The organism is Streptomyces sp. NPDC036764, assembly GCF_055609385.1.
In genome coordinates, this window is the sequence record NZ_JBVJPT010000001.1 from 210445 (window position 1) to 223678 (window position 13234).

Sequence of the window (13234 nt, forward strand, 5' to 3'; positions counted from 1 at the left end):
CGGCCTCACACCGGGCGGCGCTGGGCCGGCACGACCGGCAGCCGGAACCATACGGCCTTGCCGGAGTCCGTCGGGCGGTGGCCGCAGGACGAGCTGAGGGTGCGGATCAGAAGCAGACCGCGGCCGTGCTCCTGCCAGGGGTCGGGCTCGCCCGGGGTGGGGCGGGTCAGGTTGCCCGGCGGGGCCGGGTCCGGGTCGTGCACCTCGACCTGGCAGCCGGACGGCAGCAACTCCACCACGAGCTCTATCGGGCCGCTGCCCGCGGTGTGCTCCACGGCGTTCGCGACCAGTTCCGCCGTCAGCAGCTCCGCCGTGTCGCAGTCGGCGGCGAACTCCAGCTCGGCCAGCGCCGTACGGACCAGTGCGCGGGCGACAGGCACCGCCGCGGTGGTGTGCGGCAGCGCGATACGCCATGAGGCGGAGGCGGGGGAGCGATCGTGCAAGGCGGGTCCGTTCATGAGCAGGCTGTCCTGCTTTCAACCTTATGAATGGTACGGCGCCACCCAGCGGGACCGCTCGTCGGGCGCCGTTCGGGACCTGCGGCCCCGACTGACATGCGGCTTACCCGGATGAACGGTCGGCCGCGCACGGCCGATCCCGCCGTTACGCGGGTGTCGCCGAGCCGTGACGGATGTGACGCGGCCAGGTCACGGCACTCCGGTAGGCAGGTCGCGGCACTCCGGCTATCGCGTGGTCGTGACGACAGTCAAAGTTGGGTGATAACTTCGAAGGGAAGAGCTCGAAGGGTAGAGCTCACTGAGCCAGTGCCCGCCGTCCGCCCGAGGAGGCCGCACGTCATGAGTCCCTTCACCGGCTCCGCCGCCCGCACCCCCGACTGGAAACACCTGCGGGTCGAGCACGCCGACGGGGTCGTCACCGTCACCCTCGCCCGCCCCGAGAAACTCAACGCGCTCACCTTCGGCGCCTACGCCGACCTGCGCGATCTGCTCGCGGAGCTGTCCCGGGAGAAGGCGGTACGGGCGCTGGTGCTGGCCGGCGAGGGCCGCGGCTTCTGCTCCGGCGGCGACGTCGACGAGATCATCGGCGCGACCCTGGCCATGGACACCGCCCTGCTCCTCGACTTCAACCGGATGACCGGGCAGGTCGTGCGGGCCGTACGGGAGTGCCCGTTCCCGGTGATCGCGGCCGTGCACGGGGTGGCGGCCGGTGCCGGTGCCGTACTGGCGCTCGCGGCCGACTTCCGGGTCGCCGACCCCACCGCCCGCTTCGCCTTTCTCTTCACCCGGGTCGGCCTGTCCGGCGGCGACATGGGCGCCGCCTATCTGCTCCCGAGGGTCGTCGGCCTCGGCCACGCGACCCGGCTGCTGATGCTGGGCGAACCGGTCCGGGCACCCGAGGCCGAGCGGATCGGCCTGATCAGCGAGATGACGGACGAGGGCAAGGTGGATGAGGCCGCGCAGGCACTCGCCCGCCGCCTGGCCGACGGCCCGGCACTGGCGTACGCCCAGACCAAGGCGCTGCTGACGGCCGAGCTGGACATGCCGCTGGCGGCGGCCGTGGAGATGGACGCGTCGACGCAGGCCCTGCTGATGAACGGCGAGGACTACGCCGAGTTCCACGCGGCCTTCACGGAGAAGCGCCCGCCGAAGTGGCGAGGGAGGTAGGGCATGCTCTCGACCGAGGGGACCGGGTCAACCCCAGGGGCGCGGGGCTGTGTTGAATCTGCGGCTACCGCCGCGCGGGCGCGACCAGCCACAGACGACCCGCAGCCGCCGACGAAGACCAGCCACCCGCTACGAGTCGCAATCATCGGCGGCGGTCCCGGCGGCCTCTACGCGGCGGCGTTGCTGAAACGCCTCGACCCCGCCCGCGAGATCACCGTCTGGGAACGCAACGCCCCCGACGACACCTTCGGCTTCGGCGTCGTCCTCTCCGACGAGACCCTCGGCGGCATCGAGCACGCCGACCCCGTGGTCTACGAGGCGATGCAGAAGGACTTCGTCCGGTGGGACGACATCGACATCGTGCACCGAGGAACCCGGCACACCTCCGGCGGCCACGGCTTCGCCGCCCTCGGCAGGCGCCGCCTCCTGGAGATCCTGCACGACCGCTGCCGTGACCTCGGCGTGGAGCTCCGCTTCCGCACCGAGGCCACCGACCCGGCCCTGCTCGCCGACAAGCACGACCTGGTCATCGCCGCCGACGGTGTGAACAGCGCCACCCGCGAGGCCTACACCCATGTGTTCCGCCCACATGTGGCCACCCACCACTGCCGCTACATCTGGCTCGCCGCGGACTTCGCCTTCGACGCCTTCCGCTTCGAGATCGCCGAGACCGAGCACGGCGTGATGCAACTGCACGGCTACCCGTACGCGGACGACGCCTCCACCGTGATCGTCGAGATGCGGGAAGAGGTCTGGCAGGCCGCCGGATTCGCGGAACTCGACGAGCAGGGATCCGTCGACCGCTGCGCCAAGATCTTCACGGAAGCGCTGGGCGGACGGCCGCTGAAGTCGAACAAGTCGGCCTGGACCACCTTCCGCACGGTCGTCAACGAGCGCTGGTCGCACGGCAACGTCGTCCTGCTCGGCGACGCCGCCCACACGGCCCACTTCTCCATCGGCTCCGGCACCAAGCTCGCCGTCGAGGACGCCCTCGCCCTCGCCGCCTGCCTGGAGGAACAGCCCTCCCTGGAGCAGGCGTTGGCGGCGTACGAGGAGGAGCGCAAGCCGGTCGTCGCCTCCACCCAGCGGGCCGCCCGCGCCAGCCTGGAGTGGTTCGAGAACCTCGGGCTCTACCTCGACCAGCCGCCCCTGCAGTTCGCCTTCAACCTGCTCACCCGCAGCCGCCGCGTCACCCACGACAACCTGCGCATGCGTGACACCCACTTCACCGAGGCCGTGGAACGCGACTTCGGCTGCCCCACCGGCACACCCCCGATGTTCACCCCGTTCCGGCTGCGCGGCCTGACCCTGCGCAACCGGGTCGTGGTGTCCCCCATGGACATGTACTCGGCCACGGACGGCGTCCCCGGCGACTTCCACCTCGTCCACCTCGGCTCCCGCGCCCTCGGCGGCGCCGGCCTGGTGATGACCGAGATGGTGTGCGTCAGCCCCGAGGGGCGCATCACCCCCGGCTGCACCGGCCTCTACACCGGCAGGCAGGCCGACTCCTGGAACCGCATCGTCCAGTTCGTGCACACCCAGGCACCCGGCACCGCGATCGGGGTGCAGCTCGGCCACAGCGGGCGCAAGGGCTCGACCAAGCTGATGTGGGAGGGCATGGACGAGCCGCTGGACGACGGCAACTGGCCGCTCGTGGCCGCGTCCCCGATCCCCTACAAGCCGGACAGCCAGATGCCGCGCGAGCTCAGCCGCTCCCAGCTCACCGACATCCGCGAGCAGTTCACGTCCGCCGCCTGGCGCGCCGCCCGCGCCGGCTTCGACCTGCTCGAACTGCACTGCGCGCACGGCTATCTGCTCTCCGGCTTCCTCTCCCCGCTCACCAACCGGCGCACGGACGCCTACGGCGGCACCCTGGAGAAACGACTCCGCTTCCCGCTGGAGGTCTTCGACGCCGTACGGAGCGTATGGCCCGAGGAGCGGCCCATGACCGTCCGTATCTCCGCCACCGACTGGGCCGGGGGCGGCACCGGCGCCGAGGACGCCGTGGAGATCGCCCGCGCCTTCGCCGCGCACGGCGCCGACGCGATCGACGTGTCGACCGGGCAGGTCGTGGCCGACGAGCGGCCGGAGTTCGGGCGGTCGTACCAGACGCCGTACGCGGACCGGATCCGCCGCACCACCGGCCTGCCGGTGATCGCGGTCGGCGCGATCTCCTCCTGGGACGACGTCAACTCCCTCATCCTGGCGGGCCGTACGGACCTGTGCGCCCTCGCCCGCCCCCACCTCTACGATCCGCACTGGACCCTGCACGCTGCCGCCGAGCAGGGCTACGACGGCCCGGGCGTCGTCTGGCCGGCCCCGTACCGGGCGGGCAGCCGCCGACCGCAGACCGGACGCACCGACGCCCCCAAGCCCCGCCTGAAGCTGGGGACTTGAGTGCGTTGCGGCACGCAGTCGAGGACCTCCACGCGGTGTCCCTCGGTCGTCAGACGGTCTGCGAGCAGCCGGGCGATCGTGGTCTTGGCCCAGTGGCGCCTGGTGGGCCCGAGGTCACAGGCCGGCGTAGGTCGCTCCCGCGTCCCGAAGGCGCTCGTGCAGTCCCCGGAAGACGGCCGCCGAGCGCGCGCCCGGCCAGCCCTCGGGGAGCAGCCGGGAGGGCAGCCCGGGGTCGGTGTAGGGGAGGTGGCGCCAGGAGTCCAGGGCGAGGAGATAGTCGCGGTACGCCTCCTCGGGCGGGGTGTCGTCGCGCCGCTCCCAGGCGTGCAGCACGGGCGCGTGCCGGTCGAGGAACGCGTCGTGCTCCTTGCTGATCGCCGCCAGGTCCCACCAGCGGGCCACGGCCTCGGCGGTCGGTGTGAAACCGAGGTGCTCGCCGCGGAAGAAGTCGACGTACTCCTGAAGGCGCAGTCGCTGAAGGACGTGCCGCGCCTCCTCGTAGAGCCGTGCCGGCGCGATCCACACGCCCGGCGCCGCCGACCCGAAGCCGAGGCCGGCCAGCCGTGAGCGCAGCACATGCCGCTTCTGCCGTTCCGACTCCGGGACCGAGAACACCGCGAGCACCCAGCCCTCGTCGTCGGGCGGCGTGGTGGTGTAGATGCGGCGGTCGCCGTCGTCGAGCAACTGGCGGGCGTCCGGCGACAGTTCGTACCCGGCCGCGCCCTGCGCCGTCCGGGCCGGCAGCAGCAGCCCGCGCCGCTTCAGCCGGGACACCGACGAGCGCACGGACGGGGCGTCCACCCCGACCGCGGCCAGCAGTCTGATCAGCTCCGCGACCGGCACGGGGCCGGGCATATGGCGGCCGTAGGCGCCGTAGAGCGTGACGATGAGAGACCGTGGTGCATGCTGGTCGGACACGTTGATCATCTTAGGTCGTACGGATCACTGCCGGTCACCCCGTGGGTCACCGCCGTCGCGCAGCCGGAACCGCTGGAGCTTGCCGGTCGCGGTGCGCGGCAGCGCGTCCAGGAAGACGATCTCACGCGGGGACTTGTACGGCGCCAACTCCTCCTTGACGAACGCGCGCAGTGCCTCGGCGTCCCGTCGCGCACCCTCCCTGAGCACCGCGTATGCCACGACGACCGCACCGCGCGCCTCGTCGGGCCGCCCCACCACCGCCGCCTCAAGGACATCCGGATGGCGCAGCAGGGCCTCCTCGACCTCCGGGCCCGCGATGTTGTAGCCGGCCGAGATGATCATGTCGTCCGCGCGGGCGACGTAGCGGAAGTAGCCATCACTCTCCCGGACGTAGGTGTCGCCGGTGACGTTCCAGCCGTGGCGGACGTACTCGCGTTGCCGCGGGTCGGCCAGGTAGCGGCAGCCGACGGGGCCGCGCACCGCCAGCAGACCGGGCTCCCCGTCGGGCAGGTCCCGGCCCTCGTCGTCCACCACGCGCGCGTGCCAGCCGGGGACCGGCACGCCCGTCGTCCCCGGCCTGATGTTCTCGTCGGCGGCCGAGATGAAGATGTGCAGCAGTTCGGTGGCGCCGATGCCGTTGATGATGCGCAGCCCGGTCCGCTCGTGCCAGGCCCGCCAGGTGGCGGCGGGCAGGTTCTCGCCCGCCGAGACACAGCGGCGCAGGGAGGAGATGTCGTTAGAGTCGAGCTCGTCGAGCATCGCGCGGTACGCCGTCGGGGCCGTGAACAGCACCGACACCCGGTGCTCGGCGATCGCGGGCAGAAGCTGCTTGGGGTGGGCCTGTTCGAGGAGCAGGGCGCTGGCGCCGGCCCGCATCGGGAAGACGACGAGCCCGCCGAGTCCGAAGGTGAAGCCGAGCGGGGGACTGCCGGCGAAGACATCGCCCACATGTGGTTGCAGCACGTGCTCCGAGAAGGTGTCCGCTATCGCGAGCAGATCCCGGTGGAAGTGCATACAGCCCTTGGGCCGTCCGGTGGTCCCGGAGGTGAAGGCGATGAGCGCGACGTCGTCGGACGCGGTGTCGGCGGCCGGGTACGGCGTGTCGGGCGCCGGGCGGCGCAGCAGGTCGTCAGGGGCGTCGCCGCCGTACGTCGTGATGCGCAGGTCGGGTATCTCGGCCTTGGCCAGGTCGTCCACGGCACGGATGTCGCACAGCGCGTGCCGTACCTGGGCGATCTCGCACATGGTCCGCAGCTCGTGCGGGCGCTGCTGGGCCAGCACGGTGACGGCGACCGCGCCCGCCTTGAGCACCGCCAGCCAGCAGGCGGCCAGCCACGGTGTGGTCGGGCCGCGCAGCAGCACCCGATTGCCCGGGACGACGCCGAGGTGGCTGGTGAGCACATGGGCGAGCCGGTCCACGCGGGCACGCAGTGTGCCGTACGTCCATGTGTCGCCGGACGGGGTGTGGAACACGGGCCGCTCGTCATCGGGGCCGTCGAGCAGTTCGGCCGCGGCGTTGAGCCGTTCGGGGTAGCGCAGTCCCGGCAGGTCGAAACGGAGCTCGGGCCACTGGTCGAGCGGTGGCAGATGCTCGCGGGCGAAGGTGTCGACGTGGGCGGAGCGGTGCAGACCGGCCATGGCGGTTCGCCCCCTTGCCTTGTGGGCTGCCTAACGGGCGTCGTGCTTGTGGGCGTCGTGGTGGGCTCGCACAGGGAGCGTATCGTGTTGGTGACGACAGTCAATGGGGCGCGATATCGTCGAGGAGATCCGCCAAGCGGTCCGTTAAGAGGTCCGTCGAGAGGCCGTCGAGAAGGTTCGTCGAGTGGGTCGTCGCGGACGGCCCCAGGGAGGTCGGCAATGCCCGCATTCTCACTCGATCCGTCACAGACCGCCTGGTGTGCCGAACTGCGCGACCTGGCCGCCGAACGACTGCGCCCGCTCGCGGACAAGGGCGAACCGGGGCACGTCAACCGCCCTCTGGTCGCAGAACTCGGGAAGCTGGGGCTGCTGGAGCGGCTCTTCACCGCCGGTGCGTTCGACCTGTGCCTCATGCGGGAGTCCCTCGCCTACGCCTGTACCGAGGCCGAGACGGCACTCGCCCTCCAGGGGCTGGGCGCGCATCCCGTCCACGCCTACGGCACCGAGGCCCAGCGGGAGCGCTGGCTTCCCCGGGTGGCCGAGGGGAGCGCGGTGGCCGCCTTCGCACTGAGCGAGCCGGGGGCGGGATCGGACGCGGCGGCACTGGAACTGCGCGCGGAGCCGGAAGCCGGGGGGCCGGGTGCCGCGGGGCTGGATGCCAGGAGGTCGGAACAGACGCCGGTCGCCGAGTCCGACGGTCCCGCGCGCTGGCGGCTCACCGGTGAGAAGTGCTGGATCTCCAACGCCCCCGAGGCCGACTTCTACACCGTCTTCGCCCGCACCACCCCCGGCGCCGGCGCCCGCGGCGTCACCGCCTTCCTCGTCCCCGCCGACCGTCCCGGCCTCACCGGCACCGGCCTCGACATGCTCTCCCCGCACCCCATCGGCAGCCTCGTCTTCGACGCCGTCCCCGTCACCCCCGACGACCTGCTCGGCGAGCCCGACCGCGGTTTCCGGGTCGCGATGGGCACCCTCAACCTCTTCCGGCCCAGCGTCGGCGCCTTCGCCGTCGGCATGGCCCAGGCCGCCCTTGACGCGACCCTTGCCCACACGGCCGAACGGGACGCGTTCGGCGGCAAGTTGAAAGACCTGCAGACGGTCGCCCACCAGGTCGCCGAGATGGCCCTGCGCACGGAGGCGGCCCGCCTCATGGTGTACGCGGCGGCCACGGCGTACGACGAGAAGGCCCCCGACGTGCCGGGGCGCGCGGCGATGGCGAAGCTGCTCGCGACGGAGAGCGCGCAGTATGTCGTCGACTCGGCGGTCCAGTTGCACGGAGCCCGTGCCCTGCGCCACGGCCACCTGCTCGAACACCTCTATCGCGAGGTGCGCGCCCCGCGCATCTACGAGGGCGCCAGCGAGGTGCAACGCGGCATCATCGCCAAGGAGTTGTACGCGACCATGGAGGCCGGCCAGTGAGTACCGAGCGCGTCAACCCGCCCGAGCTCTCCCCGCCCACCGGCTTCTCCCACGCGGTCCTCGCCACCGGCTCCCGCGTCGTCTTCCTGGCCGGGCAGACCGCGCTCGACTCCGACGGCAAGGTGGTCGGGGAGACACTGCCGGAGCAGTTCGAGCGGGCGCTCACCAATCTGCTGACCGCGCTGGCGGCGGCCGGCGGAACACCGGCCGACCTCGCCCGGGTCACCGTCTACGCCACCGACGTGGCGGCCTATCGTGCCCATGCCGCCGAACTCGGCCGCGTCTGGGGCCGGTTGGCGGGCCGGAACTATCCGGCGATGGCGGTCGTCGAGGTCGTGCGCCTGTGGGACGAACAGGCCCGGGTGGAACTCGACGGCTTCGCCGTACTGCCGTAGGGCTCGCTGTGCGTCTGGCTCACGCCGCCATCGCGAGGCGCTCCGCCGGCACTCGCTGCGGGGCGATCACGCGGCCGTCGGGCAGCAGCTCACCGCTGTCGTCGAACACGATGGCGCCGTTGCACAGCAGGGTCCAGCCCTGCTCGGGGTGTGCCGCCACCACATGGGTGCTGAGGGCGTCGGAGGAGGAAGGGCACGAGGGCTGGTGGGAACACATGGCGCACCTCCACATAGGGCGGACGAGCCGTGTGGGTCGTCCATATGGGTAGACCATGCTCCTGCTGCGAACTCATCGGAACGGCCCGCTGTGAACCGTGACAACACGCGGACAACTCTCTGACCGATCCACGAAGACCGGGGCGGACTCGCCACCGAAGGGGTGACGATCACGCCCGCGGGCGCACCCGCCGGGTACCCCTGGAAGGCCCCACTCCGCTCACCGGGAGGTCATCCCATGCCCCTGCGCCCCGCTCTCGCCGTCGCCGCCGGCGCCGCGCTGCTCCTGCTGGTCGCCGCACCCTCGGCCCCCGCCGACACCGACAACACCACCGAGGCCAAGGAGGCCGTGACCGAGTCCGTGACCGTCGACGCCCCGGCCCGGATGACCGCGGACGGCAATGTCACCGTCTCCGGCACCTACCGCTGTGTCGACAGCACGGGACCGACGTTCGTGAGCTCCTCCATCGGCCAACAGACGTCCACCAACCGGTACGCCATCGGCGGCACGGTGGCCACGTGCGACGGCAAGAAGCACCGCTGGGAGAACAAGAGCAAGCCCGCACCGTCCACCCTCAAGCACGGCAAGGCGGACGTCGAGGCCACCATCGTGGAACTGCGTCCCATGGAGGGGCTGGGCGGCCTGCCCCTGCCTCACTTCCACGCGCTGCTGAAGAAGAACGTCACCCTGTCGAAGGCGTGACGGCGGCCCGCCGCATCGTTCCCGGCCGCGTCGCTCCCCGCCGTACGGGCCACCCACCCGCACGTCGCACACGTGGCGACCACCACGCGCCCCGCCCTCCCCGACCGGAAGGGCGCGGCGCGTGCGGGTCAGGACCGGACCCGCGCACGGGCGACCAGGTCCAGCGCGATGTCCGTGATCATGTCCTCCTGCCCGCCGACCATCCGCCGGCGCCCCGCCTCGACGAGGATGCTGCGGGTGTCGAGGCCGTGGCGGGCGGCGGCCGTCTCGGCGTGGCGCAGGAAACTGGAGTACACGCCCGCGTAGCCGAGGCTGAGGGTCTCGCGGTCGACCCTGACCTCGCGGTCCTGCAAGGGCCGTACGAGATCGTCGGCCGCGTCCATGAGGGGGAACAGATCACACATGTGGTCCCAACCCATGAGGTCGGCGACCGCTATGAAGGCTTCCAGGGGACAGTTGCCGGCGCCCGCGCCCTGTCCGGCAAGTGAGGCGTCCACCCGTACCGCGCCGCTCTCCACGGCGACGACCGTGTTGGCCACCCCCAGGGCGAGGTTGTGGTGGGCGTGGATGCCCAGCTCGGTCCCCGGGTCGAGGACGTCGCGGTAGGCGCGGAAGCGGTCGCGGACGCCGTCCATGGTGAGGCGGCCGCCGGAGTCGGTGACGTAGACGCAATGGGCGCCGTACGACTCCATCAGCTTGGCCTGACGGGCCAGTTCGGCTGGTTCGGCCATGTGGGACATCATCAGGAACCCGGCGACGTCCATGCCCAGCTCCCGCGCCGCGGCTATGTGCTGGGCGGCTATGTCGGCCTCGGTGCAGTGTGTGGCGACGCGCACCGAGCGGATGCCCAGGGTGTGTGCCTGCCGCAGGTCGTGCAGGGTTCCGATGCCGGGCAGCAACAGGGTCGTGGGCACCGCGTGCTGTGTGGCGTCCACCACGGCCTCGATCCACTGCCAGTCGGTGTGGGCGCCGACACCGTAGTTGATGCTGGAGCCGGCCAGGCCGTCGCCGTGGGCGATCTCGATCGCGGCCACCCCGGCGGCGTCCAGCGCGGCGGCGATGGCACGGGCCTGGGCGACGGTGTAGCGGTGCCGGACGGCGTGCATGCCGTCCCGCAGGGTCACGTCCTGCACGTACAGACGGGTCATCGCGGCGCCACCTCCGGGGCGATGGGGGTCCCCCCGCTCATGGGGGTCCCCCCGCTCGAGTGAAGCCGGGAGTGGGGGAGAAGCCGGGAGTTGGGGAGGGCGGCCATGCGTTCCGCGGTGCGCAGCGCGGCCGAGGTCATGATGTCGAGGTTCCCGGCGTACGCCGGCAGGTAGTGCGCGGCGCCCTCGACCTCCAGGAAGACGGAGACCTTCAGCGCCTCGCCTGCGCCGGGTGCGAGGGTGCGCAGCGGGTCGTCGGACGCCACCCGCTCGAACTGCACCTTCTGCTTGAGCCGATAGCCCGGGACGTACGCCTGCACCCGCCCGACCATCGCCTCGACCGACGCGGTGACCGCCTCCGTCGCGCAGTCCGAGACCAGGCAGTGCACGGTGTCCCGCATGATCAGCGGGGGTTCGGCCGGGTTGAGGACGATGATCGCCTTGCCGCGCGCGGCACCGCCGACCCGCTCGACGGCGGCGGAGGTCGTCTCGGTGAACTCGTCGATGTTGGCGCGGGTGCCGGGGCCCGCGGAGCGGGAGGCGATGGAGGCCACGATCTCGCCGTAGTGAACCGGGGTGACGGAGTTGACGGCCGCGACGATCGGGATGGTGGCCTGGCCGCCGCAGGTGACCATGTTGACGTTCGGGGCGTCGAGATGGGCGTCACCGTTGACCGGCGGGACGACGTACGGGCCGAGGGCGGCCGGGGTGAGGTCGACCAGGGTGCGGCCCAGCGGGCGCAGCACCTCGTCGTGGTGGCGGTGGGCGCCGGCCGAGGTCGCGTCGAAGACGATCTCCACTTCGGCGAACTCGTCGAGCGCGACGAGCCCTTCGACGCCGCCGTGGGTCGTGGCGACCTTCAGCCGGCGGGCGCGGGCGAGGCCGTCGGAGGCGGGGTCGATGCCGGCCATCGCCACGATCTCCAGCGACTCCGACAGCCGCAGGACCTTGATCATGAGGTCGGTTCCTATGTTGCCGGAACCTATGACGGCGACCTTGGTGCTCACAGTTCGCCTGCTTCCTTGGCGAAGCCGACCCGCACAGAGCCCAGCCCCGAGATATGTGCCTCGAACACATCACCCGGCGCGGCGGGCACCATCGGGCCGAGCGCGCCCGTCAGGACCAGGTCGCCCGCGCGCAGCGGATCGCCCCGCTCGGCGAGCGCGCAGGCCAGCCACACCGCCGCGTTGAGAGGGCTGCCGAGACAGTCGGCGCCGGTGCCCTCGGAGACGGTCTCGCCGGCCCGCGTCATGGTCATCGTCACGCTGCGCAGGTCGACGGCGGTGAGCGGTACGGGGGTCGTGCCCAGGACGTACAGGCCGCAGGAGGCGTTGTCCGCGACCGTGTCGACCAGGGAGATGTCCCAGCCCCGCACCCGGCTGTCGACGATCTCCAGCGCGGGCAGCGCGAAGTCCACGGCCCGCAGTACGTCGACGACCGTGCACGCGCGGTGCGGCAGATCCCGCCCGAGGACGAGCGCCACCTCTGCCTCCACCTTGGGCTGGAGCAGCCGCCCGGCCGCCACCTCACCGCCGTCCGGCACGGCCATGTCCGCGAACAGCGCCCCGAAGTCGGGCTGGTCCACGCCGAGTTGGCGCTGTACGGCCACGGAGGTCAGGCCGATCTTCCGGCCCACGATCCGGCGGCCGGCGTCCAGGCCACGCCGGACGTTGAACTGCTGCACGGCGTACGCGGTCTCCAGATCGCCGCCCCTCTCGAACACCTCACGTACCGGAGAACAGGCGGCCCCGGTACGCGCGGCCTCCGCCAGCAGATCGGCGGCCTTGACGACGGGCGGCGGGGCGGCGTCCGGGCGGGGGCGGACGCCGTCGAGTGAGGTCGGCATGAGGTACCTCCAGGGAGGGGAAAGTGGCGGTTGACGTCGATCGAGACCGTCGTAGATCGAGGCGCGCCCTCGATCGTGGCCCGCCCTCGATATAGACAGGCCCTCCCCGAAAGGGCCAAGCTCTGTTCCGTGACACGGAACAATGCAGGCGGCAGCATGCTGGAGAAGGCCGCGGTCATTCTCGACTGCTTCAGCCCGAGCGGCGGACCGTACCGTCTGTCGGAACTCTCGGTGCGCACCGGCCTGCCCAAGCCCACGGTGCACCGGCTGGCCGCGGACCTGGTCCGGCTTGGCTGGCTGGAGCGCTCGGGCACCCAGTACCGGCTCGGGGCGAAGCTGTTCGAGCTCGGCTCGCTCGTCCCGCACCGGCTCGATCTGCGCGAGGCGGCCCTGCCGTTCCTCCAGGACTTGTTCGAGGCCACCCGCGAGACCGTGCACCTCGGGATCCGGGACGGCATGGAAGTGGTCTACCTGGAGCGCATCCACGGCCACGAGGCACTGCGGCTGCCCTCCCGCATCGGCGGCAGCCTGCCGCTGACCTGCACCGGCGTGGGGAAGGCTCTGCTGGCGTTCTCCGGCGCGGAGCTGTCCGAGGAGGTGCTCTCCCGTCCGCTGCCGAGCCTGACACCCCACTCGATCACCGACCCGGACCGGCTGCGCATGGCCCTGGAGAAGACCCGGGTCTCCGGCCTCGCCTACGAGGAGCAGGAGGCCGCGGTCGGCGTGAGCTGCATCGCGGCCCCGGTCTTCGAGGGCGGCAGTGCGGTCGCCGCCCTCTCGGTGGCGGTGCCCCGCTCCCGCTTCAGCCCCGCCCAGCTCGCGCCCGCGGTAAGGACGGCGGCGCTGGGGCTGTCGCGGGTCCTGCGCGGTGGTCGCTGACGGCGTTCGGTGCCCGTTCGCCCGCTGGGTCTGAGCCGTCCGGTCGACCG

Annotated in this window: 13 protein-coding genes; 6 read left to right on the forward strand and 7 right to left on the reverse strand. The window is 71.9% G+C overall.

Annotation, left to right across the window (positions count from 1 at the left end; genetic code table 11):
* Positions 1-5 precede the first annotated feature (5 nt).
* Positions 6-458: an ATP-binding protein gene (locus tag ACZ69Q_RS00900; protein ID WP_471034049.1), complete on the reverse strand. Its 453-nt coding sequence runs from the start codon at positions 456-458 to the stop codon at positions 6-8.
* 339 nt (positions 459-797) lie between these two features.
* Here ACZ69Q_RS00900 and ACZ69Q_RS00905 point away from each other — a divergent pair, with 339 nt between their 5' ends.
* Entirely contained in the window at positions 798-1625 is an 828-nt protein-coding gene (locus ACZ69Q_RS00905) for an enoyl-CoA hydratase family protein (protein ID WP_471034052.1), read from the forward strand.
* A gap of 3 nt (positions 1626-1628) precedes the next feature.
* Positions 1629-4022, forward strand: a complete 2394-nt coding sequence (locus tag ACZ69Q_RS00910; RefSeq protein WP_471034054.1) for a bifunctional salicylyl-CoA 5-hydroxylase/oxidoreductase — start codon at positions 1629-1631, stop codon at positions 4020-4022.
* Between the two features lie 114 nt (positions 4023-4136).
* On the opposite strand, the gene ACZ69Q_RS00915 is transcribed toward ACZ69Q_RS00910, so the two are convergent.
* Entirely contained in the window at positions 4137-4949 is an 813-nt protein-coding gene (locus ACZ69Q_RS00915) for a PaaX family transcriptional regulator (RefSeq protein WP_471034057.1), read from the reverse strand.
* 15 nt (positions 4950-4964) lie between these two features.
* Complete coding sequence (locus tag ACZ69Q_RS00920; RefSeq protein WP_471034060.1) at positions 4965-6578, reverse strand: AMP-binding protein; 1614 nt, start codon at positions 6576-6578, stop codon at positions 4965-4967.
* Positions 6579-6797: 219 nt separating this feature from the next.
* On the opposite strand from ACZ69Q_RS00920, the gene ACZ69Q_RS00925 reads away from it, so the two are divergent.
* Together ACZ69Q_RS00925 and ACZ69Q_RS00930 are read left to right on the forward strand one after the other, a co-directional pair.
* On the forward strand, positions 6798-7997 hold the full coding sequence (locus tag ACZ69Q_RS00925) for an acyl-CoA dehydrogenase family protein (RefSeq protein ID WP_471034064.1): 1200 nt from the start codon (positions 6798-6800) through the stop codon (positions 7995-7997).
* A complete protein-coding gene (locus ACZ69Q_RS00930; protein ID WP_471034068.1) occupies positions 7994-8392 on the forward strand; it encodes a RidA family protein in 399 nt (132 codons plus the stop codon). The genes ACZ69Q_RS00925 and ACZ69Q_RS00930 overlap by 4 nt, the downstream gene beginning before the upstream one ends.
* 19 nt (positions 8393-8411) lie before the next feature.
* On the opposite strand, the gene ACZ69Q_RS00935 is transcribed toward ACZ69Q_RS00930, so the two are convergent.
* On the reverse strand, positions 8412-8609 hold the full coding sequence (locus ACZ69Q_RS00935) for a DUF5999 family protein (protein ID WP_471034072.1): 198 nt from the start codon (positions 8607-8609) through the stop codon (positions 8412-8414).
* A gap of 237 nt (positions 8610-8846) precedes the next feature.
* Here ACZ69Q_RS00935 and ACZ69Q_RS00940 point away from each other — a divergent pair, with 237 nt between their 5' ends.
* A complete protein-coding gene (locus ACZ69Q_RS00940; protein WP_471034075.1) occupies positions 8847-9311 on the forward strand; it encodes a DUF6299 family protein in 465 nt (154 codons plus the stop codon).
* A 128-nt stretch (positions 9312-9439) separates the two neighbouring features.
* On the opposite strand, the gene dmpG is transcribed toward ACZ69Q_RS00940, so the two are convergent.
* The 3 genes from dmpG to ACZ69Q_RS00955 are packed head-to-tail and all read right to left on the reverse strand — an operon-like array spanning position 9440 to position 12305.
* Positions 9440-10459, reverse strand: a complete 1020-nt coding sequence (gene dmpG / locus ACZ69Q_RS00945; RefSeq protein WP_471034077.1) for a 4-hydroxy-2-oxovalerate aldolase — start codon at positions 10457-10459, stop codon at positions 9440-9442.
* On the reverse strand, positions 10456-11466 hold the full coding sequence (locus ACZ69Q_RS00950; protein WP_471034080.1) for an acetaldehyde dehydrogenase (acetylating): 1011 nt from the start codon (positions 11464-11466) through the stop codon (positions 10456-10458). The genes dmpG and ACZ69Q_RS00950 overlap by 4 nt, the downstream gene beginning before the upstream one ends.
* On the reverse strand, positions 11463-12305 hold the full coding sequence (locus tag ACZ69Q_RS00955; protein WP_471034084.1) for a 2-keto-4-pentenoate hydratase: 843 nt from the start codon (positions 12303-12305) through the stop codon (positions 11463-11465). Before ACZ69Q_RS00955 ends, ACZ69Q_RS00950 begins: the two co-directional genes overlap by 4 nt.
* 156 nt (positions 12306-12461) lie before the next feature.
* Between ACZ69Q_RS00955 and ACZ69Q_RS00960 the strand changes: the two genes are divergently transcribed.
* Positions 12462-13184 carry an IclR family transcriptional regulator gene (locus ACZ69Q_RS00960; protein ID WP_471039970.1) on the forward strand — a complete coding sequence of 241 codons (723 nt, stop codon included), beginning with the start codon at positions 12462-12464 and terminating at the stop codon, positions 13182-13184.
* Positions 13185-13234 lie beyond the last annotated feature (50 nt).

What these genes read in the sequence shown, in the direction of transcription:
- ACZ69Q_RS00900 (WP_471034049.1), bottom strand. Translation starts at nt 458, where the DNA reads ATGAACGGACCCGCCTTGCACGATCGCTCCCCCGCCTCCGCCTCATGG.
- ACZ69Q_RS00915 (WP_471034057.1), bottom strand. Translation starts at nt 4,949, where the DNA reads ATGATCAACGTGTCCGACCAGCATGCACCACGGTCTCTCATCGTCACG.
- ACZ69Q_RS00910 (WP_471034054.1), top strand. Translation starts at nt 1,629, where the DNA reads ATGCTCTCGACCGAGGGGACCGGGTCAACCCCAGGGGCGCGGGGCTGT.
- dmpG (WP_471034077.1), bottom strand. Translation starts at nt 10,459, where the DNA reads ATGACCCGTCTGTACGTGCAGGACGTGACCCTGCGGGACGGCATGCAC.
- ACZ69Q_RS00940 (WP_471034075.1), top strand. Translation starts at nt 8,847, where the DNA reads ATGCCCCTGCGCCCCGCTCTCGCCGTCGCCGCCGGCGCCGCGCTGCTC.
- ACZ69Q_RS00935 (WP_471034072.1), bottom strand. Translation starts at nt 8,609, where the DNA reads ATGTGTTCCCACCAGCCCTCGTGCCCTTCCTCCTCCGACGCCCTCAGC.
- ACZ69Q_RS00925 (WP_471034064.1), top strand. Translation starts at nt 6,798, where the DNA reads ATGCCCGCATTCTCACTCGATCCGTCACAGACCGCCTGGTGTGCCGAA.
- ACZ69Q_RS00905 (WP_471034052.1), top strand. Translation starts at nt 798, where the DNA reads ATGAGTCCCTTCACCGGCTCCGCCGCCCGCACCCCCGACTGGAAACAC.
- ACZ69Q_RS00955 (WP_471034084.1), bottom strand. Translation starts at nt 12,305, where the DNA reads ATGCCGACCTCACTCGACGGCGTCCGCCCCCGCCCGGACGCCGCCCCG.
- ACZ69Q_RS00920 (WP_471034060.1), bottom strand. Translation starts at nt 6,578, where the DNA reads ATGGCCGGTCTGCACCGCTCCGCCCACGTCGACACCTTCGCCCGCGAG.
- ACZ69Q_RS00960 (WP_471039970.1), top strand. Translation starts at nt 12,462, where the DNA reads ATGCTGGAGAAGGCCGCGGTCATTCTCGACTGCTTCAGCCCGAGCGGC.